Here is a 22,506-nt window from a genome sequence, read left to right on the forward strand (position 1 = left end):
AAAGTCCCCTTTAGGGGATTTAGGGGTCAGGAACTTGGGCTGGACTTACAATATGATAGTTCTGAAAAAACTCATAGGACTTTTTGGATAGCCTCATGCACGCCGGATTAAATCCGAAAGACTCCAAAAAGGGAAAGCCCGGTACGGTCACGAAACGTCGTGACCAACCTGCCATAGCCCAGCGGAAAGCCCATATTATTCAGTCCTGTATCTGCCGGAAATGCCTCAGCCGTTAGGCGCTTTTGATGTATTGCGCATTGAAAGGGTGAACTTTATTGAAAGGTGATTTTCTTGATATTTTACCAGACGACAAGGACTTGTAAAATCAGATGGGTCTCCTGGCCTTGGGGTGGTGACTTTTTAAATAACTCCCTGTATCACTGGTGGTAAAGCCACACAAAAAAGATGATGGCCAGCGCGATACGATAGTACCCGAAAGCCACAAAACTGTGTTTCTTGATAAAGCTCATCAGGAACTTGATTACCGCCATGGCCACAAAAAAGGTGACGATAAAGCCTGTTGCCAGAATCAGAAAATTGTTGAGGTTGAAGTGGGCCTGGCTTTTGGCCAGCGAATAGACCGATGCTGCCAAAATGGTGGGGATGGCCAGGTAAAAGGAGAACTCGGCGGCCAGCTTGCGTGAACAGCCCAGCACCAGCGCACCGATGATGGTTGCTGCCGAGCGCGAGGTGCCGGGAACCATGGCCAGACACTGAAAAAGACCGATGTACAACGCCGTTTGATACGACATTTCCTGCACGGAAAATACTTTCCCGGTGCGCTCCTTCCGGTCGAGCAGGATCAGCAGGACCCCTCCGGCAAACAGGCTGATGCTAACTGTAAGTACATTGAAGAGGCGCTCTTCGATAAAGCTGGCAAATAGCAATCCGCAAATCACAGCGGGCACAAAGGCTGTGAGGATCTTGGACCAAAAAAGCAGAAACTCTTTTTTAATCATGTGTGCCGGGTTGGGTGGGAAAATCTCATTCCGGAAATAAATAATGACGGCCAGGATGGCCCCCAGCTGAATGAAAACATCAAACAGCACCGTAAACTCGTCGGAATAGGACAGCCACTGGTTGACCAGGATCAGGTGCCCTGTGGAGGATACAGGCAGAAATTCGGTCAGCCCTTCTACAATTCCCAGAATAATCGCTTTAATAAGTTCCCACAGCATGACGTTATATTTTATCGTTTAACAAATCGGTTCCTTCCGAAAGTCAGCTTCCGGACTGTATTCGGTTTGTCAGTTATTGGCTCTGTTAATTGTCCTGTATCGGGACAGTTGTTGTTTTTTCATCGTTCAGACGTTTTTCGCGGATTGGCAAGGCTTCCCAAAAGGCGAGCACCTTGGCCAGCATTTCGCGGAGGTACGGTTTTATCACCCTTCCCGAATGCTTGTCGGGCACATTGAAGCCTATGGCATCGATACCGGCCTTGCGCGCCAAAAACACCGCCCGCTGGTTGTGAAATTTCTGGCTGATGATGGTAAACTGGCCATCCCAGGGTTGGTTCAGCAGGTTTTGTACCGAGCTGAAGGTGCGGTAACCCGCCGTGTCGAGCAGAATGACCGTATCCGGAACACCCAGTTTCAGCAGTTCTTTTTGGATTTGTGCCGGCTCGTCGTAATACGGACTGTCAACATACCCGCTGACAATCAGTTTTTTGATTTTTTTTGCATGAAACAACTCGGCTGCTGTTTGGGTCCTTCCCGAAAAAAAATCGTTGATGCCACCGGCCACCAAATATTTGCTTGTCCCCAACACCAGTCCGTATTCATTTTCCGGCAATTTCTCTTTGTCATCAAACAAAAAGGCTGCAGCCGAACGGTTGATGTAAACATTGCAGAACAAAACCGTGATTGCTGCCAATAGCAACAACATTCCGGTATATTTCAGAAATTTCAGCATGTATGGATATCTGAAAAACTGCTTAAAGAAACGGAAAAATCCCGAGAATATTGACTGTTTGAATTGCTCCTGAACAAAAATCTTACAAAAAATGATGCCCTGTATTTTCTTTTTGTTTTTCCTCCAGACTTTCCTTTGGCAGGGAAATCGCTTTTAGGAATTAAATGGCATACGTTCTATTAGAAGATGTTAAACTGCTCATTTAAGGTTGTCACCATCCGTTCGGCCACTGCATACCGTGGCTTTACACGCCGGATAAAATCCGAAACGTCCTAAAACGGGAAAGCCACGCACGGTCACGACACGTCGTAACCTCGTGACCAACATGCCATAGCCACGTGGAAAGCCCATATTAACTTATCCTGCACCTACCGGAAATGCCTCAGGTATTGGAAGCTTTTGAGGCACATGTGCATGGAAAGGGTGAACTATATTTTAAAAGCGATTTCCCGGTTTCCTTTGCTTATTCCTGTTCTCCCTGGTTGTCTTTCTTCTTTTTAGCCTCGCGGATGTGCTTGAGCGTATTTTCGGCATCCAGGTGGTAGCTGAAGTTTGCCTTGGAAACACCCACGCGTTGCGAGGCATAGATGCCCGAGTGCCCGCTGAAATAGTAGGCAATAAAACAGGCCACAGCATAATACAGCACATGTTCGCCGCCAAACAGTTCAACGCCCATGATGGTGCAGGCCAGCGGCGTGTTGGTGGCGCCGGCAAAAACGGCAATGAATCCCAGTCCGGCAAACAGTTCCACCGGATTGCCGGTTAGCGTGGCCAGGGTATTGCCAAGGGTGGCGCCAATGAAAAACAAGGGGGTCACTTCGCCTCCTTTAAAGCCGGTGCTGAGGGTGATGGCCGTAAACAGCAGTTTCCAAAACCAACTGAACGTGTCGGCGCCTCCCGCTTTAAAGGCGTTGACAATGCTGACGCCGCTTCCATCGGCAGTGGTCACGCCCAGGCCCAGGTAATCTTTTGTGCCGAGCACCAACGATAAGCCAATCACGGTCAGGCCGCCAAGAACGGGAATCAGCAGTTTGCGGCGGATGTATTTGTTCGACAGGCTTTTGATGGTGTGTGAGAGTTCGGAAAAAGCGAAGCTGGCCAGGCCGAATAATACACCGGCAAGAATGACCGACAGCAGCAGTGTTGGGTCGAACTGAAGAAAGGAGGAGCTGTCAAACAGCGGTTTGTGAAAATCGATGTGGTAATGTGTATGTTGTATGCCATAGGCCGAGCAAACGATGTCGGCCATTACTGAAGCCAGGAAGGACGGCAGCAGCGCATCGTATTTTATACGGCCAATTGCCATGACTTCGAGGGCAAAGATGGCTCCGGCCACGGGGGTGCCAAATACGGCCCCGAAACCTGCAGCCACACCCGAAATGAGCAGGATGCGGAGGTCTTCTTTTTTCAACTTCAGTTTTTTGCCAATATAGTGGGCCATGCTACCGCCAATTTGCACGGCTGTTCCTTCTCGTCCGGCCGAGCCGCCAAACAGGTGGGTGGCCACAGTGGTAAACAGCACAAAAGGAGCCATCCGCACAGGAACGCCCCCGCCTGGTTTGTGAATTTCGTCCATCACCAGGTTGTTGCCGGCTTCGGCATTTTTTCCTTTAAAACGATAGAGGGCAACGATTACCACGCCGGCAACCGGCAAGAAGTAAAGCAACCATTCGTTGTCCCACCGCAGCAGCGTGGCCTGATCGAGCAGAAACAGGAACAAGGCCACCATTGATCCGGAGACGATGGCTACCGGGATGGTCAACAAAAACCAACGGAGGACATACTTCAGGATTGCAAACTGGTCGAAGGTTTGCTGTATTTTTTTGATCATAGCCTTTCTGAAAAATGCGGAAAGACAAACTTACGGAGAAAACGGCAAGTAAGGCAGGTGTTTTTAGTTTTTTTGAACCATGCGCGTGATTGATGATTTTTTTTAAACCATATAAGTCACATAAGAACACATAAAAATTCAGTCTTAGGATTATATGTCCTTGTATGTCTTATGTGGTAGAATTTCTTTTGAACCATATAAGTCACATAAGAACACATAAAAAATTCATTCTTAGAATTATAAATCCTTATATGTCTTATGTGGTTAAAATTTCTTTTAAACCATATAAGTCACATGAGAACACATAAAAAATTCATTCTTAGAATTATATGTCCTTATATGTCTTATGTAGTTAAACTTTTTTTGAACCATATAAGTCACGTAAGAACACATAAAAATCTCATTCTTAGAATTATAAATCCATATATCCCTTATGTGGTTAAATTTCTTTTGAAATATATAAAACATGAAGGGCTGAATAATATTGTCAGTCCGTTAGCATTCGGTATTGCTCATTGACAAAGGTTCGCTGTCCTTCGCTATACAAATTTGTGCAATTGAAATTGATTAATAATCCTTTAGGTACCTGGAGTAATTTCATGTAGGTAAGGATTTGTGCTTCATGAACCGGTAGAACTGACTCGACTGCTTTTAACTCGACCGGCAAAATATTTTCGATAAAGAAATCGCATCTTAATTCGGTGTCAATTTCAATTCCTTTGTAACTAACTGGCACCAGCAGTTCCGATTGAAAATGAATTCCACGCAACTCAAACTCTTTTTTAAGACACTTGTGGTAAACACTTTCCAGTAAACCAGGACCAAGAAGTTTGTGTACTTCGATTGCTGCTCCATTAACACGATAAACAAGGTCTTTTAAATAGGTTTTAGTGATTGTCATGTGCTGGTTTTTAGGATTATATCGTGCAATATAATCTTTTCGGTCAACACAAAACAAGTTTTTTAAACCAGATAAGCCACATAAAAACACATAAAGAGTTCTTTCGTAGGATTATATGTCCTTATTTGTCTTATGTGGTTAAACTTTTTTTAAACCATATAAGCCACGTAAGAACACATAAAAAATTCATTCTTAGGATTATATGTCCTTGTATGTCTTATGTGGTAGAATTTCTTTTGAACCATATAAGCCACATAAAAACACATAAAAAGTTCCTTCTTAGGATTATATGTCCTTATGTGTCTTATGTGGTAGAATTTATTTTGAACCATATAAGTCACATAAGAACACATAAAAATTTCATTCTTAGGATTATATGCACTTATTTGTCTTATGTGGTTAAAAATTTTCCCGAAGAATGATCAGAAACGCCATTTGTTGGCCAAGGCTACCAGCGACAGCATCACGGGCACTTCAACCAGCACGCCAACAACGGTAACCAGTGCGGCAGGCGATTGCAGTCCGAACAGGGCAATAGCCACAGCCACCGCCAATTCGAAGAAGTTGCTGGCACCGATCATGGCTGCCGGGGAGCAGATGGCGTGGGGCAGTTTCAGCCAGCGCCCGCCAAACCAGGCAATGAAGAAGATGAAATACGTTTGAATGACCAGGGGAATGGCCACCAGCAAAATGATCAGTGGCCGATTGAGGATGGTTGTTCCCTGAAAGGCAAACAACAAGACCAGTGTCGTAAGTAATGCCACAATGGAAACTGGTTTGAAACGAGGAAGAAACTGATTACGGAACCAATCCTCACCATGCAAACGGATCAGAATTTTATGGGTAAAGTAACCCGCCACCAGGGGCACTACCACAAAAATCAATACACTGGCCACCAGGGTGTCGTAAGGGATTTGGATGTTGGTGATTCCGAGCAGGAACCCGACGATGGGCACAAAGGCTACCAGGATGATCAGGTCGTTTACCGAAACCTGCACCAGCGTATAGTTCGGATCGCCGTCGGTGAGGTAGCTCCACACAAAAACCATGGCCGTACAGGGAGCCGCGCCCAGCAGAATGGCTCCGGCAATGTATTCGCCGGCCATCTCAGGCGAAATAAAGGCGGCATACAATTTCGTGAAGAAAATCCAGGCAAAGAAGGCCATGGTGAACGGTTTGATCAACCAGTTGACGACAACGGTCAGTATCAGGCCTTTGGGCCGGTTGCCCACCTTTTTAATGCTCGAAAAGTCAACCTGCAACATCATGGGATAAATCATAAGCCAAACCAGGATGGCCACCGGAATGTTTACCCGGAATACTTCCAGTGTGCTTAATACCTGTACCGTGTCGCCTGCAAAATGGCCGAGGCCGATTCCGGCAACAATGCACAGGGCCACCCAAAGGGTCAGATACTTCTCAAAAAATCCGATATGCTTTTTTTGTTTGTTCATGGGGTTATTTTTTCGCTGTGACGGTAATGCTGTAAATCCCTGTTCCCGATTGAATGAATACCTGGACTTCCTCAGGTGAAAGGTAATTTTTCAAGATTTCCTCAGGCAGGATGATTTGTTTTTGTTTGTGGATGGCGATGGTTGAGAAACCCTGCTGTTCGATTAGGTTCAGGTATTCTTCTTTTTGAAGGGCGCCCGATACGCAACCGGCATACATCACGGCGGCTTCTTTCAATCCGGCAGGCAGTTCGCCATCCAAAACGACATCCGAGATGCAGAAATGACCGCCCGGCACCAGTATGCGAAAGATTTCGCCGAACGCTTTTTGCTTGTCGGGCACCAGGTTCAGCACACAATTGCTGATGACCACATCGAATGAATCGGACGGGAGCGGCATCTTTTCAATGTCGCCTTGCACGAATACCACATTTTTGTAGCCCAACTTTTCGTTGTTTTGGCGGGCCTTTTTCAGCATGGCTTCGGTGAAGTCGAGACCGGTGACCTGGCCTTCGGCGCCCACCAACGCACGGGCCACAAAGCAATCGTTACCGGCGCCGCAACCCAGGTCGAGCACGCGGTGTCCTTTTTCAATACCGGCATATTCGGTGGGCAACCCGCAGCCCAATCCCAGATCGGCTTCGGGTGCGTAACCTGCAACTTGTTGGTAATCATCGCCAATCATGCTAAAGCCAAATTCGCCGCAGCAGGACGAAGGTCCGCAGCACGATGAATTGGAAGTCAGCACGCCTTGGTTGGCGATTTCCCCGTACTTTTCCTGAACGATCAGTTTTAACTCGTCGGCCTTCATACTTGGGGTTTGATTTCTTCGATGTAAAATTTCCAAAATCCGGCTTTGATTTCATCGCGTACCCGGATGAATTCACTCCAGATAAACTCGTCGGTGCCAACGGCGTGCGACGGATCGTCGAACCCGATGTGCAGGCGGTTTTTCACGTTGCCCAGAAAGGAAGGGCAGGCTTCGTTGGCGCCACCACAAACGGTGATGACGTAGTCCCACTCATCGCCCAGGTATTTTTCAACCGAGTCGGAGGTGTGGTGGCTGATGTCGATTCCGATTTCTTTCATGGCCTGCACGGCTTTCGCGTTCAGCTTGCCCGACGCTTCGGTGCCGGCCGAGCAAACGGTGATGTTCGGGTCAAATGACTGCAAAAAGCCGTGTGCCATTTGGCTGCGGCAACTGTTCCCGGTACATAGAATTAATACTTTCATTTTTAATTATATATTAGATTATAAGACATTAGACATTGGATAACTGGTCACTGAGTGATGACTTATCGATGCGGTAAAACCTGCTATTGACTTTGGCAGCTGAATTTCTCAGGCATTTCAAATCCGGACAGGAAGTTACCCAGCACCTGTTTCATTTCTTCGATTTTTGAATAGTTGAGGCAGTAGTTGGTTTTCACGCCTTCCACGTGCCCCTGGATCAGTCCGGCTTGTTTGAGTTCTTTCAGATGCTGGGCCACGGTGGTCCGCCCCAACGGCAACACATCTGAAATATCGCCTGAAATACAGGTTTTTGCTTCGGCTAAATAACGCAGGATTTGCAGTCGGGCGGGGTGTGCCAGGGCTTTGAACAGATTGGCCTGTTCCTGCAAAACATCGTCAAACAATTCGGTTTTCGGTGCTACCATGATTTCTTGCTTTTAATTACGACGTAAATATACGTCATAATTTAATATGACGTATATTTACGTCTAAAGAAATTGTTAATTTTTTGGGTGCTTATTATTATCAGGATGAGGCCTGGTTGGATGAAAGGCCCTTTGTTGCCCGTGAAATTCTTTCTGCTTTTCGGATCGGGTTATTCTTCCATGTTTACTCCGAAAGATACGGCTCCATGCCCGGCGAATGTTCGGTGGCATAGTTGCCGTGTTCATCGGTAAAAATGATGAAGTACTCAATTTCGGGAACTTGCTCTTTCAGTTGACGGGCCGCAGCTGAGCCCATCACCATAAATGCTGTGGCATAGGCATCGGCAGTGAGGCAATCGGGGGCGATAATGGTGGCACTGAGGATATCCTGGTCTGCCGGATAGCCGGTCGTTGGGTTGATGGTGTGAGCGTATTTTTTTCCGTCCTTCACATAGAAATTGCGGTAGTCGCCCGATGTGGCCACGCCCACGCGTTGCTTTAAATGAAGGATTTGTTCCAGCTCCTGGCTCATGCCAGCCGGGTCGTCCACGGGTTTGCTGATGCCGATCCGCCAGTGTTGTCCTTTGGCGTTCACGCCTTTGGCAACCACTTCGCCGCCTACTTCCACCATGTAGTTTTGAATATTGTGGCGATCAAAAAGGCGTGCCACCAGGTCGCAGATTCCGCCATCGCCCACCGCCGAAAAGTTGAGCAACATTCGCGGGTCGTCCTTCACCACGCGGCTTCCCTCGAGGCGGATCTTTTGATAGCCTACGAACGAACGGATGCTGTCGATCACCTGTTGAGTGATACTGTCGCGCTTGCTGAACCCAAAACCCCACAGGTTGATCAGCGGGGCGCAGGTAACATCAAACAGGCCGTTTGTCTGTTCCGAAACTTGCATGACTTTGCGAAAGGTGAAAGCAAAAAGCGAGTCCACCTCTACCTCTTCATTCCGATTTATTTGCGAAATGATGGACAGCGAATCGAAGGGATTTAACGAATGATAGTAGTTGGCAAATTCTGCTTTTATTTCTTTCTCAAGTGATTGCGAGTATTCGTATTTAACGTGATAGGGCGTGTGTGTCATCCCGCTCACTTCAAAATATTGTTTTTCATGTTGACAGCCACTCAGCAGTAAAATGCTCAGCATGACCAGCCATGTGATAGATCTGAAAGAATGTTTCATTATCGGAGGACGATTTTGTGTATGCTGCAAACTTACGAAAATGGTTCAGGAATGTAGTGAAAAAAAAAGAGGGAAGACTTTGTAGGTCGTTCCCTCTTTTACGGGTAAGGTAGTGGCTGTTAATGGCTCACTACGATTTTATGGATAGTTTGTTCCCCGTTCGTATCGGTGCGGATGAAATAGATTCCATTCTTCACCTGCGTAAGATCGATAGGAATTTTTCCGCCATCGTTGGCTTTTTGTTGCTTGATGGTTTTTCCGGTAATATCCACCACGGTTATGATGGTTCCTGCTTGTGGGTGGCCCGGTAACTCAATAAATACTTCTCCGCGCGTTGGGTTGGGATAGACTTTCACCGCATTTTTGTCTGTCAGGTCGTCAACGCCCACCGGGAAGGTGATGCACAGGTTGAAGGTAGCTGTGGTTTCGGCCCCGGCCTGATCGACTGCTTTCAAGGTTAGTTCCAGACAACCGGTTTGAACGAGGTCGGTATTCGAGATCAGCGAGTCGTTCCGGAAAATCAACCAGGCGGGCAGGTTGCCTCCATCCGATTTTTTGATGCTCAGGGTTAGCCGGTCTCCTTCATCAGCATCATTAAAGACCGTTCCGATTTCTGAACTGAACTTGGCCAGGAATTTATCCTTAGTAGTTTTGTCCAGGTTGCTGAGGGTTTGAACCAATGCAGGTGCATCGTTTACGGCGTTTACCTGCAGGCTGAAAGTTTGGCTGCTTTGTTTATTGCTTGCTCCATTCGTTACCGTCAGCGTAAGGGCTGATTCGCCATTGGCATTCGGTGACAGCACCATGCTGAGGGTTCCGGTGGTTTCACCAGATGTATGGGCAACCTCCCAGGATTGAATGAGCTGTTCGTTAGTGGACGAAAGAGTGAAAAGCATCGGATCGTTCGCGCAGCCATTGCCATCTGCTAGTCCGGACAGCGAAATCTGGATGGGTGCGGTATCTTCATCAATGGTTTGATCTGCCAGTCCGTTGAATGAAGGAGCAGCCGGATTAGGGTTCACCACCACATCGAAGCTTAGCGTGGCCACGTTACCGGAAGCGTCGGTTGCCGTCCAGCGTTCTGTGGTAGTGCCTACCGGGAAAAGGCCGTTTGGTCCCAATCCTTCTGTTTGTGCAAGGACTGGAGTTCCGCACACATCAGAGGCCTCAATTATCGGATAATTAGATAGTCCATAGCAGCTCCCTTCTTCGGCTGTTACTGAAATGGCAGACACCGGTGTGAATTCCGGCGCCAGGTTATCGGTAACCGTAACAGTTGTTTGGCAACTCCCGGTATTGTTGTTTTGGTCGGTTGCGGTGATGGTTACCGTTACTTGCTGACCGGCGTGTTGACAGTTGAAGGTATTCGGCTCAACCGAGATAACTAAATCTTCGTAGCTGTCGCGATTGTCGGTGGTACCGTTGCTCAGCGCCTGGATATCGGTTGTCGTGAGAGCGTATTCACCTGAGTTGTTTAGAATCACTTCTATCGGGTTGCAGACAACTTCCGGTGCGGTGAAATCGCTTGATTTTACGATCAGCGTCAGGTTTACCGTACTGTCGCATCCGGCTGCCGAGTTGAATGTTTGCGAATATTCGCCGGCCTGTTCCAAACTGAGGGTACCGAAAAGGTAGGGCAACTCATTGTCGAAAACGGTTTTTTCCACTGCTTCGTCATACACCGGGTTAACCTGAAGGGTTAAGTGGACAATGCTGTCGCAGCCAGCAACCGTTTGGAAGGTTTCGGTGTATTCGCCACTCTCGGTCAGTGACTGTGATCCAAAAACATAAGGTGTTTCCGATTCGCAGATGGTTACTTGAGCCTGGTCTGTTGCATACAGTTTTATATCATCGAAATAAATCATGCTATTGCCGTATAATTCAATCGATGTGGGATTTACGGTTGGCAGTATCGGAAACTCGGTGTAGGTTTCTTCGTTTGCTGTTCCGCTGCTTAAATGCCCGTTTATATAGACCTTGTAAGTTCGTGTCGAAAAGTCAAGGTCTATTTTGATGTGGTACCACGAGTTTGCTGTCGCGGGTTGCAGAATATATTGCGTTCCATATCCTCCACTGTAGTAGTAAGTAATCAGGTTCCCGTTGTAGAACTCAACCCGGGCGAGAAAAGAACCCCAGGTGCCGACGGTTGGGTTTCCAATTGCCAGCCCCGACCTTCCGCCGGTTGCCACATTTTCAGCCAGCATCCATCCTTCGAGGGTGACTTTGTCGGGGAAGGATGCGACATTTTTGCTGAGGTTGGCGGCCCAGCTTGAACCGGATACCTGAAAAGATTGACTTCCGTTTTTGACCGGGCTGTTTACCACCTTTTGGTCGGCATCGCCCGTTCCATTATATCGGATAGTCCATCCTTCGGGCAAAACGCCGAGCACATCTTCTTCAAAAGAATCGTCAACGAGGTAGTTCAGGGTCAGATCGTTGCCTGAGTACATGACATCATATTCCGGATGAACGGTAAGGTTCAGCGTCACGGTACTGTCACAACCGAATTGCGAGCTGAATGTTTCGGTGTATTCTCCGGTTGCCATTAGGCTTTGTGTGCCAAACTGGTAAGGCAGCTCGCCCGCGCAGAGGGTTAGCTCGTCGGTTGTGCTGTAAGTTGGATGTACCACGATGGTATGGCCGAGGCTAATTTCATCGCTTTTTCCCGAGGCGATATGACTGATGGTGGCAGTTACCGTGTATTCTCCCGGAGTGGCATATGCATGCGTGGGGTTGAAGTCGGAAGAGCTTTCGCCATCACCAAAGTCCCAGGAAATTGCATCTACATCGATGGTTTCGGAGGTGAAGCTGACGGATGTTCCGGGGCATGAATAAGAATCAGATGCCAATATGCTTCCGCGCGGTTCATATTCCTTAAAAAAACTGGTTTCGTACGGTACGCTCCAGGTATTGTTCAGGTCTTTGAACTGGAACGCAATCGTATGGTCTCCTCCGGCTAGCTGATCGCTCAACGTGATGGAAGTATCCACAAAGACCAGATCGGTGGCAGCAGGTAATATGGTTGTGTCTGCTTCATCCGCATTTCCGTCGATCCAGTATTTGTAGGCAACCAGTTTGTTGTCGGTTACCGGGGAGGCCGCTTTTTTTAAAAACATCCGGCTCAAAATGGCGCTGTATTGACTTCTTGAGTCTTTGTGTCTGATGTTGAGTATGTTTACACCATCTGGCAGGGTTGAAGCATCAAGGCTTTGGATGAGCAGGTGTTCGTTCGCAGACGTGATGCTGACCTGTTGCCGGTTTACGAAGTCTTTGTTAAACCAATATTCGTAGCTAACCAGTTTATTATTCGCATCGGATATCGCAGGTGCTTTATAGAACAATTTACTCAGCGTTGAGCTAAACTGTCCTCCGGAATCTTTATAACGGACATTAAACAGGTTTACACCATCGGGCAAGTTTGTTACATCCAAGCTTTCGTTAAGCAGGTGTTCCGTAGTGGGAGCGATGCCCACTTGTTGCCGGTTGCTAAAGTCGTTATTAAACCAGTATTCGTAGCTAATCAGTTTCTTGCCTTCTGCAGGCACGGATGGTGCTTTATAAAACAATTTGCTCAGCGTGGTGCTGTAGAAGCCTTCTTCGTTTTTGTAACGGATAGTAAACAGGTTTACTCCATCGGGCAACGTGGCAACATCCATGTCCTGGCTGAGCAGGTGCTCGCTTGATGGTACTATGCTGACAATTTCCCTGGCAGCATAGTTATTATTGAACCAATATTCATATCCACTGAGCTTGTTTTGCGCCGGTGCCGAAAACCAAAACCATGAAAGCAGAAGGCATCCAAGAATTGAATGTATGCTTTTCATGGTATTAACGGTCTTGGGCGGTTACTTTAATTACAATGTTCAGTTTTCCGTCAGCATCCGTTTGCGGAGCAACGGTTCCGGTAACGAAATGCGGGTTTGAGGGGACTGCTCCTTCTTTATAAGGATAGGCATTGCCGTAAATGCCAACTTGAGTGCCGTCCACGCCCAAGTAAGTTGCAGGTGCTTGCAGATGATAATCATGCGTGTAATCAAAAACGTTTCCTGTCTGATTTACGAAAATTGTTTCAATGGCAACACCCGTGTAGTTTCCGGTTGCGGTTGGAGTGTTTCCCCAAAACGGATCCGTCTTTGGTGTGATGTTATTCTTGATGATGTTGTTGTTTCCGGCTACTTCACGATCTGCTGTGCGGATAAAGATATTGTTTTCCAGGGTGTTGTTGTCGCCAACCAAGGTGTAGCGATAAGTCGTGCTTGACCAGTTGTTCAGGAGAAAGATATTATTCTGGAACAGGTTGCCGTAGGTGTCTACAAGGTCGGCGTTGAATATAGAGTTGAAAATCCCTGCATTTTGCGCATTGGTCAACCTTACAGCTGCTTTCATGGCGCAGTTTACCAGCATGAGGTTTAAGGACGGGTTGGACCGGTCGCCGCGAATATTCAATTCTCCCTGAAGACGGCAGTATTTGATGGTAATTTGATCGACGGCATGGTTTGACGTGGTGGTAATTCCCCCGGTCAGATCCACTCCTTCAATGTAGAAACCATCAGCATTTTCCGAGAGGTTGATACTTCCGGTAAGCGTTGTTTTGCCTGTTACGGTGGTAGAATCCGGATAGTGCCCGGCTCCGTAAACAAAAAGTTTCTTGTCGAGCGAAATGTTGCTGGTGTTGAATCCATGACCGGAGAGGTAGATGGTGTCGCCGGTTACGGAGGCATTACAAGCGTCTGTAAAAGCGTTGGTGCCGTAAAAAAGTTGCGGACCATCAGTCTGGTGTAAAGCTACGGTTTGTGCATGTGCTGAAATAGCAATGACAAGAAAGGATAGAACAAGAAGGTAAAGTTTTTTCATGGTGTTGATTTTAGAGTTTTTAGATAGTTACCAAAGCTAAACGAATCTGTATTTTCAAATAGCTCATATGCGCAGAATGTTATTCCATTTCGTACATTTGTTTTTGTCATATTCTCAATTTAGAGGTACATGCTGAGGTATTTGATTGTTTTCACTCCATTGAGCATCACATTGTTTTGGTCGATTGTTTTTTTGACCAACAGGTTTGGGGCAAACCGGGCCCGATTTTGGCTGGGGCTTTTCATGCTGCTGGTGGCCGTGTTATATGTTTGTCATGCAGCCTTTTTCTTGAATTTCAAAGAGGTGTATCTTCAATTGGACAGTGTTTATTTGTTTGCGGGGCTTTCGGTTTACCCGATGTATTATTTCTATATTCGCTTACTCACCTGTGATGTTTCGCCCCGAAAATTTTATGTCCGGCATTTTTTACCGGCCGTTGTGCTGTCCTTCATGTTGCTTTCGCTGAGCCTTATTTCGGATCATGAGGCCCGGAGCATATACTACCAGTCTGTTTTGGTAGAAAATAGCTGGCCGGGGCAGCAAGCTCCGGTTTTAGCGCGATGGATGGCTGTCGTTTTCTTTGCCAGTCGGTTTATTTTTGCCGTTCAGGTGTTGGTTTACCTGGGGATGGGGTACCAGCTTGTGCGAAAATATGATACGCGAATTGCCAATTTTTATTCCAATCTGGAAGGAAAGGAGCTTCTTTGGGTGAAACTGCTGACTATTTCCTTTTTTGTGGCATCAATTATAAGTTTTGTTGCCAATCTGTTGGGCCGCGGACTGTTTATGGAAAATGAGCTGTTGCTCGCTGTTCCTTCCGGTTTGTTCAGTGCGTTGTTTTTCATTATCGGGCTTCAGGGAAATAGGCAAAATCAAATCATCCGGAACCTGGAAGAAGAGGCTGAGGAAACCGAAGTTGTCGTACCTGTTTTTACGGAGACAAAAATGGCAAACCTGAAACGGGAATTATTAAAACTTCTGCAGGAAAATAAGCTGTACCTAAACCCCGAGATCCGGGTAACCGAGTTGTGCAAAAAATTAAATACAAACCGAACCTATCTTTCCAGGCTCATCAATGAAGAATTTGGTCTGAGTTTTAGTGATTTTATCAACCAATACCGGGTAGCTTATGCCCGGGAACTGCTGATGCAGGATAAGGAAGAGCGGTTTTCTCACACACATATTGCCGAGCAATCGGGTTTTGGTTCTCTAAGCTCATTTAACCGGGCGTTCCGAAAAGAGCTTGGCCGTACCCCGGGCGAATACCGGAAATCACTCAAGGAGCAATTTTGATGGTGGTTGCTTCCTCCGGTTCGGACAAAACTGGCTGTAGAATAATGGGCATCGCTTTTTATGAAAGGATAATCCCCTAAAAATATTAACTTTGTGCCGCAAAATTAGAGACTGATTTTATGAGTGACAGCAGGTACATGGCCCGTGGCGTTTCGGCATCCAAAGAAGATGTCCATCAGGCAATTAAAAATATCGACAAAGGATTGTTCCCCAAAGCGTTTTGCAAAATTATACCCGATGTTTTGGGCGGCGATCCCGACTGGTGCAACATCATGCACGCCGATGGGGCCGGCACAAAATCATCTCTGGCTTACCTGTACTGGAAAGAAACCGGCGACCTTTCCGTGTGGAAAGGAATAGCCCAGGACGCGCTGATCATGAATATTGACGACCTGCTTTGTGTGGGCGCAACGGATAATATCCTGCTGTCGTCAACCATTGGCCGCAATAAAAACAAAATTCCCGGCGAAGTGATTGCCGCCATTATCAACGGAACCGACGAACTGTGCCGCGAATTGCAGGAAATGGGTGTCGGCGTTTACCCAACCGGTGGCGAAACAGCCGATGTGGGCGATGTGGTGCGTACCATCATTGTTGACTCGACGGTGACTTGTCGCATGAAACGTTCGGAAGTCATCTCTGCCGACCATATTCAGCCGGGCGATGTGATCGTAGGTCTGGCCTCATTCGGACAAGCAACTTACGAAACTTCGTACAACGGTGGCATGGGCAGCAACGGACTTACGTCGGCGCGCCACGATGTGTTTGCCAACTATCTGGCGAAAAAGTACCCGGAAAGTTTTGATCCGGAAGTTCCTGCCGAATTGGTGTACTCGGGCAGTAAAAAATTGACCGATGAAATCGCTGACCTTGGGATTGATGCGGGGAAACTGGTGCTTTCGCCCACCCGTACCTATGCGCCGGTCATCAAAAAAATACTCGACCAACACCGGAAAGAGATTCATGGTATGGTCCACTGCTCGGGTGGCGCACAAACCAAAGTGCTTCATTTTGTGGATGGCGTGCATGTTATCAAAAACAACATGTTCCCGGTTCCGCCGCTGTTCCGCATGATTCAGGAAGAATCGAAAACCGGGTGGCAGGAAATGTACAAAGTGTTCAACATGGGACACCGCATGGAAATTTATGTGAAGCCGGAATGGGCAGAGGCCATCATCGAAATTTCCAGATCGTTCAATATCGATGCTCAAATTGTTGGGCATGTTGAGGCTTTTGAAGGTAAAAAGCTGACTATTGCATCTGAATTCGGCACTTTTGAATATTAGAAGTCGAGTGAATCCGTCAAGTCCGGAAAGCGATTGAAATTTGAAACTCAAACTTGAATCCGGTAATCGCCGGAGTGAAGACTTGGAATTTGAAACTTGAAACACATTATATGTCAGAACATTCATTATTAAGTAAATACGAAAGCATAAAATACCGGTTCGAAGAAGTGGGGCAGCAAATTGCCGATCCCTCGGTAATGAGCGACATGAAGCGGTATGTGAAGCTGAACCAGGAATATCGTCGTCTGGAAGCTTTGGTGCAGGCATTTAAGGAATACAAGGCCTTGATGGATAACATCGAGTCGGGCAAGCAAATGCTGGCTGAAGAGAGCGATCCGGATATCCGTGAAATGGCCAAGGAAGAGATTGAGCAAAGCGAGGAGTTGATCCCCGATAAGGAAAAGGAAATCAAACTGTTGCTGGTACCTGCCGATCCGGAAGATGGTAAGAATGCTATTCTCGAAATTCGTGCCGGTACCGGTGGCGACGAGGCCAGTATCTTTGCGGGCGACCTGTTCCGCATGTACTCTAAGTTTTGCGAACGCAAGGGCTGGCGCATGGAAGTGACCAACATCAGCGAAGGAACTTCGGGCGGATATAAGGAAATTGTGGCCAAGGTGAGCGGCGAGGGCGTTTACGGAATCCTGAAGTACGAATCGGGTGTACACCGCGTGCAACGCGTACCGCAAACCGAAACACAGGGACGCGTTCACACATCGGCAGCATCAGTAGCCGTGTTGCCCGAAGCCGAAGAATTTGATGTGGACTTGCGGGAAAGCGACATCCGCAAGGATACGTATTGTTCGTCGGGCCCTGGCGGACAGTCGGTGAACACCACCTACTCGGCCATCCGTTTGACGCACATTCCAACCGGTATTGTAGTTACCTGCCAGGATGAAAAATCGCAGTTGAAAAACCTGGCCAAGGCGATGGTCGAACTTCGTACCCGCATTTATAATATGGAGTACCAGAAATATATCGACGAGATAGCCTCGAAACGGAAGACGATGGTGTCGACCGGCGACCGTTCGGCAAAAATCCGCACTTACAACTGGCCGCAAGGACGGGTGACCGATCACCGGATCAACCTGACTTTGTACAATCTGCAAGCTATCATTGGTGGCGATATCGATGAAATTATCGAGAAACTGCAGATCGAGGAAAACTCAGAAAAATTGAAAGAAGCTGAAATTTAATTGTCAATTCGAGAGTGAGCGGGTGACTTCAAGTCACCCGCTCACTAAAAAATACAACCATGAACAAAGAACAATTATTTGAACAGATTAAAGCTAAGCGGAGCTTTTTGTGCATCGGGCTGGATACGGATATCCTGAAAATACCCGCGCACCTGAAAGAAACTTCCGACCCGATATTTGCCTTCAACAAAGAAATCATTGATGCCACCCAGGATTTGTGTGTGGCCTACAAGCCCAACCTGGCTTTTTATGAAAGCCTGGGTGTGTCTGGTTGGGAAAGCCTGGAAAAAACGGTCCACTATATCCGCGAAAAATACCCCGAGCAGTTTATCATTGCTGACGCCAAGCGCGGCGATATTGGCAATACCTCCAATTTGTATGCCCGCGCTTTTTTCGACCACATGGATTTTGATGCGGTAACCGTTGCCCCGTATATGGGCGAGGATTCGGTGAAGCCATTCATGACTTACCTGGACAAGTGGGTGATTTTGCTGGCGCTTACCTCCAACAAAGGAGCTTTCGATTTTCAGTTTATCAAGAATGATGAAACCGGCGATTTGTTGTACGAATCGGTGTTGAAAACTTCGCAGCAGTGGGGAACTTCCGATAATATGATGTACGTGGTGGGCGCTACCAAGGCCGAAAAGCTGGAAGAAATCCGTGAGCTGGTGCCCGATCATTTCCTGTTGGTGCCAGGTGTTGGTGCTCAGGGTGGCAGCCTGGAAGAAGTGGCGAAATATGGAATGAACGATCAGTGCGGCTTGCTGGTAAACTCGTCACGTGCCATTATTTATGCGTCCAACGGTGAGGACTTTGCGGAGAAAGCACGCGAGGAAGCCATGAACGTTCAGGTTGACATGGAGGAACTGCTGCTCGAAGCCGACTTATTGTAAATGTTTGTAATCTATAAATTGAGGCCCGGAGTTCTGATTGAGCTTCGGGCTTTTTTTTGTCAGAAGATCAGGGTCATCAGCAAATACTTCAACAGCAATCCCAGAAAACTGTAGAAGACAGCTTCCTTTAACGGATGTTTCAACATGCCGGCGGCCAGCAGAATTACCGGTGAGGATAGTGGCAGGAGGTTGAACAGCAGGATCGCAATGTTGCCGTATTTGCGTATTTCGGCTTCGGCTTTTTCGTAACGGCGGCGGCCAATAAGCCGGTCGATGATGCGCGTACTGAACGAACGGCCAATAATGTAGTCGATTAATTGCGAGCACATGGCGGTTCCGATGGCCAGGGCATTGAGCAAATAGATATCGACCCCAACATGCAAGTAATAAATAAAAGCAAGCTCCACCGGCATGACCAGGAAAAACAGGTAGCCCGACAAATTAACGATGGCAAAGGAAAGCAGGTTGTTACCGGCAGTTCCTGAGTAGATGTCTTTGCCCACGGTAGCCGAAGCAATAACGATGGCAAGGATGGCCAACAATACGACCGGGATCAGTCTTTTGAGGTTGATATGCGGATGAGTCACAAACGTAATTTTAGGCTTGCGTTAAAAATAGCAGCTTTTTAGCAAATTCACCTTGCGCCTTGCCGGAAATATTTGGTAATTCCTGTTTCTGCATTTTTGATCAATTTATCCGCCAAACTTTATTCTGTCTTCAGTTTGTTTTTCAATCGCTAATTTTTGTAATTTTAGTTAAGCAGAATTTCAATCAATTGGATATGAATGAATTCTTTTTGCAGTTTATCTGGAAACACAGGTTATTTACGGCCGGGGAACTAAAAACACAAGATGGTCAGCTGGTTGACGTTTTGTCGCCGGGTTTGCAGAACACCGATGCAGGCCCGGATTTTTTCAACGCCCGCATCCGGATCGACGGTACGGTGTGGGCCGGCAATGTGGAAATCCACCAGAAAGCCTCTGATTGGTACCGGCACAAACACGAGCAGGACGCCGCCTATGACAACGTAATCCTGCACTTGGTGAAACTAGACGACCAGCCTGTAATTAATTCAAAGGGATTGCCGGTTGAAACCCTGTCGTTGGTTTATCCTCCGCAATTGGAAACAGATTATGCCGATTTGTTGAAATCGAAAGGCTGGATCCCTTGTTCCGACAGGTTTCACCTGGTTGACCGGATGAACCTGCAAATCTGGTTTCACAGTCTGATGGTGGAGCGCCTTCAGCAAAAGACCGGGGAGATTATTCAGCGGCTGGAGCAGAATAAGAATGATTGGAACGAAACCTTTTACCAGTTTTTGGCGCGTAATTTCGGGTTCAAAACCAATGCACTACCTTTTGAACTGCTGGCCAAAGCCCTGCCTTTGCAGGTGCTGGGAAAGCACAAATACGATTTGTTCCAGATCGAAGCCTTGCTGTTTGGTACGGCCGGCTTGCTGAACGAAGAATTGATTGGCGATGATTATTTTCTGGCTTTGCGGAAAGAATTTTCGGTGCTGTATAAAAAGTACACACTGAAACCTCTCGAAGGTCATTTATGGAAATTTCTGCGGTTGCGCCCGGTCAATTTTCCTACGGTACGTTTAGCCCAGTTTGCCCAGCTCATTCATCAGTCAACTGCTTTGTTTTCCAAACTGGTCGAGCAGGAGACACTCGCCGACATACGAATGCTTTTTCAGGTGCAAGCTTCCGGTTATTGGGATACCCACTATCGCTTTAACAAATCTACCCGGCAAAGCACCAAGCATTTGGGCGATGATTCAGTTCGAAACCTGATCATTAATACTTTGGTTCCCTTTCTGTTTGTTTACGGCGACTATCATCACAAACCAGCCTTAAAAGACCTGGCACTGGATTACCTGGAACAATTACCGCCCGAAAAGAATTCTATCACTGAAAATTGGAACAAGCTGGGAGTAGAAGCTCGTTCGGCTTTCGAAAGCCAGGCTTTGATTCAGCTTAAAAATGCTTATTGCATTCCAAGGAAGTGCTTGGATTGCAGGATTGGAACAAGGCTCCTTAGCCTGGCAGGCGTTTCTACCAGCGAAAACAATTCATGTTGATTTTTCAATTTTTGTTAGGGTCTTCCAATTGTAGCTTTGTTGGGAAAAATGCGTGAACTTTCGATCTGGATTCTTATTTTAGCCTTTACCTGAACCTCGAAGAAATCATAGTCCTGTTTGCCATGTATATTATTTAAGTGTAAATCTGTTTTGTTCCTTCATAAAATTTGGACAAATGAGTACTGGCGAGAATGAAATATTTAAGAAACTTCAGGAAGGTGATGAAAAGGCTTTTGAATATTTTTTCAAAAAGTACTATCAGTTGCTTTTCAATTACGCATTTCAAATTGTCAGAGACCAATATATTGCAGAAGAAATTGTTGAAGATACATATCTGATTATTTGGGAAAAGCGGAAAGAAATAGCGCTAAAAGGATCATTCCTCTCTTATTTGTTGAAATCTGTTTATAACCAGTGTCTAAATCATTTGAAACATCAGAAGGTTGAAGACAAGTATCGGTCTTTTTTTATGCACCATATGCCTTCTCAGGAAATCACAGACTCATCCAATAGCTATCCGCTTTCGACGCTTGCCGAAAAGGAATTTGAAGAAAAACTTGAATTGTCAATTGGGAAGTTACCTGAACAATGTCGTCGGATTTTTATCTTAAGCCGCTTTGAAAATAAGAGAAATCAAGAAATTGCTGAAATGTTGGATATTTCGGTGAATACAGTAAAAACGCAATTAATGAGGGCATTAGGTCGTATTCGAAAGGATCTAAGACAATTTATCGCTACATTTTTTTGAAAAATTTTAAAATTTCTTGTCACCCGTTTGGCGGGCATGGTTGTCTTTTTATACAAACGCACGTAAAGTTTTTTGTTTGAATGGATGAATTGATTTTAAAATGTTTGCAAGGTGAAGGTACTTCCGGGGAGAATGAGCAGGTGTGGGAATGGCTGAAGAGTAGTTCAGAGAATTTCAGGCACTATGAACAAATGCGGGATGTTTGGATCGCTTCGGGAATGGTTCGTAATCTTTCCGAAAGCGAAATTGACAGAAGATTTGAACGGGTTCGAAATAGAATTGGCGCTGGAAAAAAAGGGAAAAAGAGTTTTTACACAGTTGTTCCAATTCGGCAACTCCCGGAATGGCTCAAATATGCCGCTGTATTTATTTTTGCTTTTCTGCTGGGAGCTGTTTTGCTGGAGTTATATTACGGCACATCGAAATCAGCAAACCAATCACCTCAATATGTTGTTGAAGCGCCTTTTGGGGCAAAGATAAACATGAGCCTTGCTGATGGCACAAAGGTTTGGCTCAATGCCGGCAGCAGACTTACCTATTCGGATGCTTACAACGAAAAGTCACGCAGAGTTTCGCTTTCCGGTGAAGGCTACTTTGAAGTGGCAAAAAACCGACGAATGCCGTTTTATGTTGAGGCTGACGGGGTTGAAATAAAAGCAATTGGTACAGCATTTAATGTGAAAGCCTATCCTGACGAAGATTTAGTCGAAACTACGCTGGTGGAAGGTAAGGTTGCTGTAAGTCAGGGACGAAAAGAATATGTACTTGATCCAAAACAACAGATTTCATTGTATCGAAACCATGATGCAGGAAATATTTCAGACGAAATACTTAAAAACATCAATACAAACCTGCACACCTCCTGGAGAGGTAAACGATGGATTTTTGCCGGCGAAAGCATGGGTGATTTCGCCCGGAAACTTGAACGTCGATATGACGTACATATCACCATTTCTGATTCGCGGTTGGCGGATTATAAACTGACAGGTTCCATCGAGCAGCAAACACTGGATCAACTGTTAAATGCTTTGCGTTTAACGGTCCCCTTAAGCTACCGGATTACTGACCGGGATGTATTGCTTAGCCTGGATGAACGGCTGAAAAAGGATTATGAATTATTAATGAAAAAGTGAAAATATGATTTGAGAACTTTCTAAAAAGAAAAATGGGAGATTGGCTCTCCCATTCATCCGTTTTAATTAAACCAATTGG

19 protein-coding genes are annotated in these 22,506 nt (G+C 46.4%); 7 read left to right on the plus strand and 12 right to left on the minus strand.

Features of this window, described 5'->3' with window-relative positions:
• Positions 1 to 377: 377 nt before the first annotated feature.
• From N2K84_RS15790 to N2K84_RS15840, 11 genes are all read right to left on the minus strand, one after another.
• Positions 378 to 1,178 carry an undecaprenyl-diphosphate phosphatase gene (locus N2K84_RS15790; RefSeq protein WP_282592795.1) on the minus strand — a complete coding sequence of 267 codons (801 nt, stop codon included), beginning with the start codon at positions 1,176 to 1,178 and terminating at the stop codon, positions 378 to 380.
• An 85-nt stretch (positions 1,179 to 1,263) separates the two neighbouring features.
• Complete coding sequence (locus N2K84_RS15795) at positions 1,264 to 1,911, minus strand: SanA/YdcF family protein (RefSeq protein ID WP_282592796.1); 648 nt, start codon at positions 1,909 to 1,911, stop codon at positions 1,264 to 1,266.
• Between the two features lie 463 nt (positions 1,912 to 2,374).
• The gene (locus N2K84_RS15800; RefSeq protein ID WP_282592797.1) at positions 2,375 to 3,742 is read right to left on the minus strand and encodes a voltage-gated chloride channel family protein; all 1,368 of its coding nucleotides are present in this window, start codon (positions 3,740 to 3,742) and stop codon (positions 2,375 to 2,377) included.
• Positions 3,743 to 4,229: 487 nt separating this feature from the next.
• Positions 4,230 to 4,643, minus strand: coding sequence for a GxxExxY protein (locus N2K84_RS15805; protein WP_282592798.1), 414 nt, complete (start codon positions 4,641 to 4,643; stop codon positions 4,230 to 4,232).
• 422 nt (positions 4,644 to 5,065) lie between these two features.
• A complete protein-coding gene (gene arsB / locus N2K84_RS15810) occupies positions 5,066 to 6,097 on the minus strand; it encodes an ACR3 family arsenite efflux transporter (protein ID WP_282592799.1) in 1,032 nt (343 codons plus the stop codon).
• Between the two features lie 4 nt (positions 6,098 to 6,101).
• On the minus strand, positions 6,102 to 6,905 hold the full coding sequence (arsM, locus tag N2K84_RS15815) for an arsenite methyltransferase (protein ID WP_282592800.1): 804 nt from the start codon (positions 6,903 to 6,905) through the stop codon (positions 6,102 to 6,104).
• Complete coding sequence (locus tag N2K84_RS15820; protein ID WP_282592801.1) at positions 6,902 to 7,327, minus strand: arsenate reductase ArsC; 426 nt, start codon at positions 7,325 to 7,327, stop codon at positions 6,902 to 6,904. The genes arsM and N2K84_RS15820 overlap by 4 nt, the downstream gene beginning before the upstream one ends.
• 83 nt (positions 7,328 to 7,410) lie before the next feature.
• Positions 7,411 to 7,752 carry an ArsR/SmtB family transcription factor gene (locus N2K84_RS15825; RefSeq protein WP_282592802.1) on the minus strand — a complete coding sequence of 114 codons (342 nt, stop codon included), beginning with the start codon at positions 7,750 to 7,752 and terminating at the stop codon, positions 7,411 to 7,413.
• 184 nt (positions 7,753 to 7,936) lie between these two features.
• On the minus strand, positions 7,937 to 8,905 hold the full coding sequence (locus N2K84_RS15830; protein WP_282592803.1) for an FAD:protein FMN transferase: 969 nt from the start codon (positions 8,903 to 8,905) through the stop codon (positions 7,937 to 7,939).
• A 155-nt stretch (positions 8,906 to 9,060) separates the two neighbouring features.
• Positions 9,061 to 12,765, minus strand: a complete 3,705-nt coding sequence (locus N2K84_RS15835; RefSeq protein WP_282592804.1) for a T9SS type A sorting domain-containing protein — start codon at positions 12,763 to 12,765, stop codon at positions 9,061 to 9,063.
• A 4-nt stretch (positions 12,766 to 12,769) separates the two neighbouring features.
• Positions 12,770 to 13,795 carry a hypothetical protein gene (locus N2K84_RS15840; protein WP_282592805.1) on the minus strand — a complete coding sequence of 342 codons (1,026 nt, stop codon included), beginning with the start codon at positions 13,793 to 13,795 and terminating at the stop codon, positions 12,770 to 12,772.
• A 129-nt stretch (positions 13,796 to 13,924) separates the two neighbouring features.
• On the opposite strand from N2K84_RS15840, the gene N2K84_RS15845 reads away from it, so the two are divergent.
• The 4 genes from N2K84_RS15845 to pyrF all read left to right on the plus strand — a co-directional run bounded on the left by N2K84_RS15845 (position 13,925) and on the right by pyrF (position 18,463).
• Complete coding sequence (locus tag N2K84_RS15845; RefSeq protein ID WP_282592806.1) at positions 13,925 to 15,088, plus strand: AraC family transcriptional regulator; 1,164 nt, start codon at positions 13,925 to 13,927, stop codon at positions 15,086 to 15,088.
• A gap of 119 nt (positions 15,089 to 15,207) precedes the next feature.
• Entirely contained in the window at positions 15,208 to 16,374 is a 1,167-nt protein-coding gene (locus tag N2K84_RS15850; protein ID WP_282592807.1) for an AIR synthase related protein, read from the plus strand.
• A 110-nt stretch (positions 16,375 to 16,484) separates the two neighbouring features.
• Complete coding sequence (gene prfA, locus N2K84_RS15855) at positions 16,485 to 17,570, plus strand: peptide chain release factor 1 (protein ID WP_282592808.1); 1,086 nt, start codon at positions 16,485 to 16,487, stop codon at positions 17,568 to 17,570.
• A 59-nt stretch (positions 17,571 to 17,629) separates the two neighbouring features.
• Entirely contained in the window at positions 17,630 to 18,463 is an 834-nt protein-coding gene (pyrF, locus tag N2K84_RS15860; protein ID WP_282592809.1) for an orotidine-5'-phosphate decarboxylase, read from the plus strand.
• A gap of 59 nt (positions 18,464 to 18,522) precedes the next feature.
• Here the strand turns inward: pyrF and N2K84_RS15865 are convergent, their stop codons facing one another.
• Positions 18,523 to 19,050 (minus strand): DedA family protein, encoded by a 528-nt coding sequence (locus tag N2K84_RS15865; RefSeq protein ID WP_282592810.1) that lies wholly within the window; start codon positions 19,048 to 19,050, stop codon positions 18,523 to 18,525.
• Between the two features lie 194 nt (positions 19,051 to 19,244).
• Here N2K84_RS15865 and N2K84_RS15870 point away from each other — a divergent pair, with 194 nt between their 5' ends.
• The 3 genes from N2K84_RS15870 (at position 19,245) to N2K84_RS15880 (ending at position 22,427) form a co-directional block, all read left to right on the plus strand.
• Positions 19,245 to 20,546: a DUF2851 family protein gene (locus tag N2K84_RS15870; RefSeq protein WP_282592811.1), complete on the plus strand. Its 1,302-nt coding sequence runs from the start codon at positions 19,245 to 19,247 to the stop codon at positions 20,544 to 20,546.
• A 175-nt stretch (positions 20,547 to 20,721) separates the two neighbouring features.
• The gene (locus tag N2K84_RS15875) at positions 20,722 to 21,294 is read left to right on the plus strand and encodes an RNA polymerase sigma-70 factor (protein WP_282592812.1); all 573 of its coding nucleotides are present in this window, start codon (positions 20,722 to 20,724) and stop codon (positions 21,292 to 21,294) included.
• Between the two features lie 80 nt (positions 21,295 to 21,374).
• Positions 21,375 to 22,427 carry a FecR family protein gene (locus tag N2K84_RS15880; RefSeq protein WP_282592813.1) on the plus strand — a complete coding sequence of 351 codons (1,053 nt, stop codon included), beginning with the start codon at positions 21,375 to 21,377 and terminating at the stop codon, positions 22,425 to 22,427.
• Positions 22,428 to 22,506: the final 79 nt, after the last annotated feature.

Source organism: Gaoshiqia sediminis (genome assembly GCF_025907915.1).
In the GTDB taxonomy this organism is placed as follows: Bacteria; Bacteroidota; Bacteroidia; order Bacteroidales; family Prolixibacteraceae; genus Gaoshiqia; species Gaoshiqia sediminis.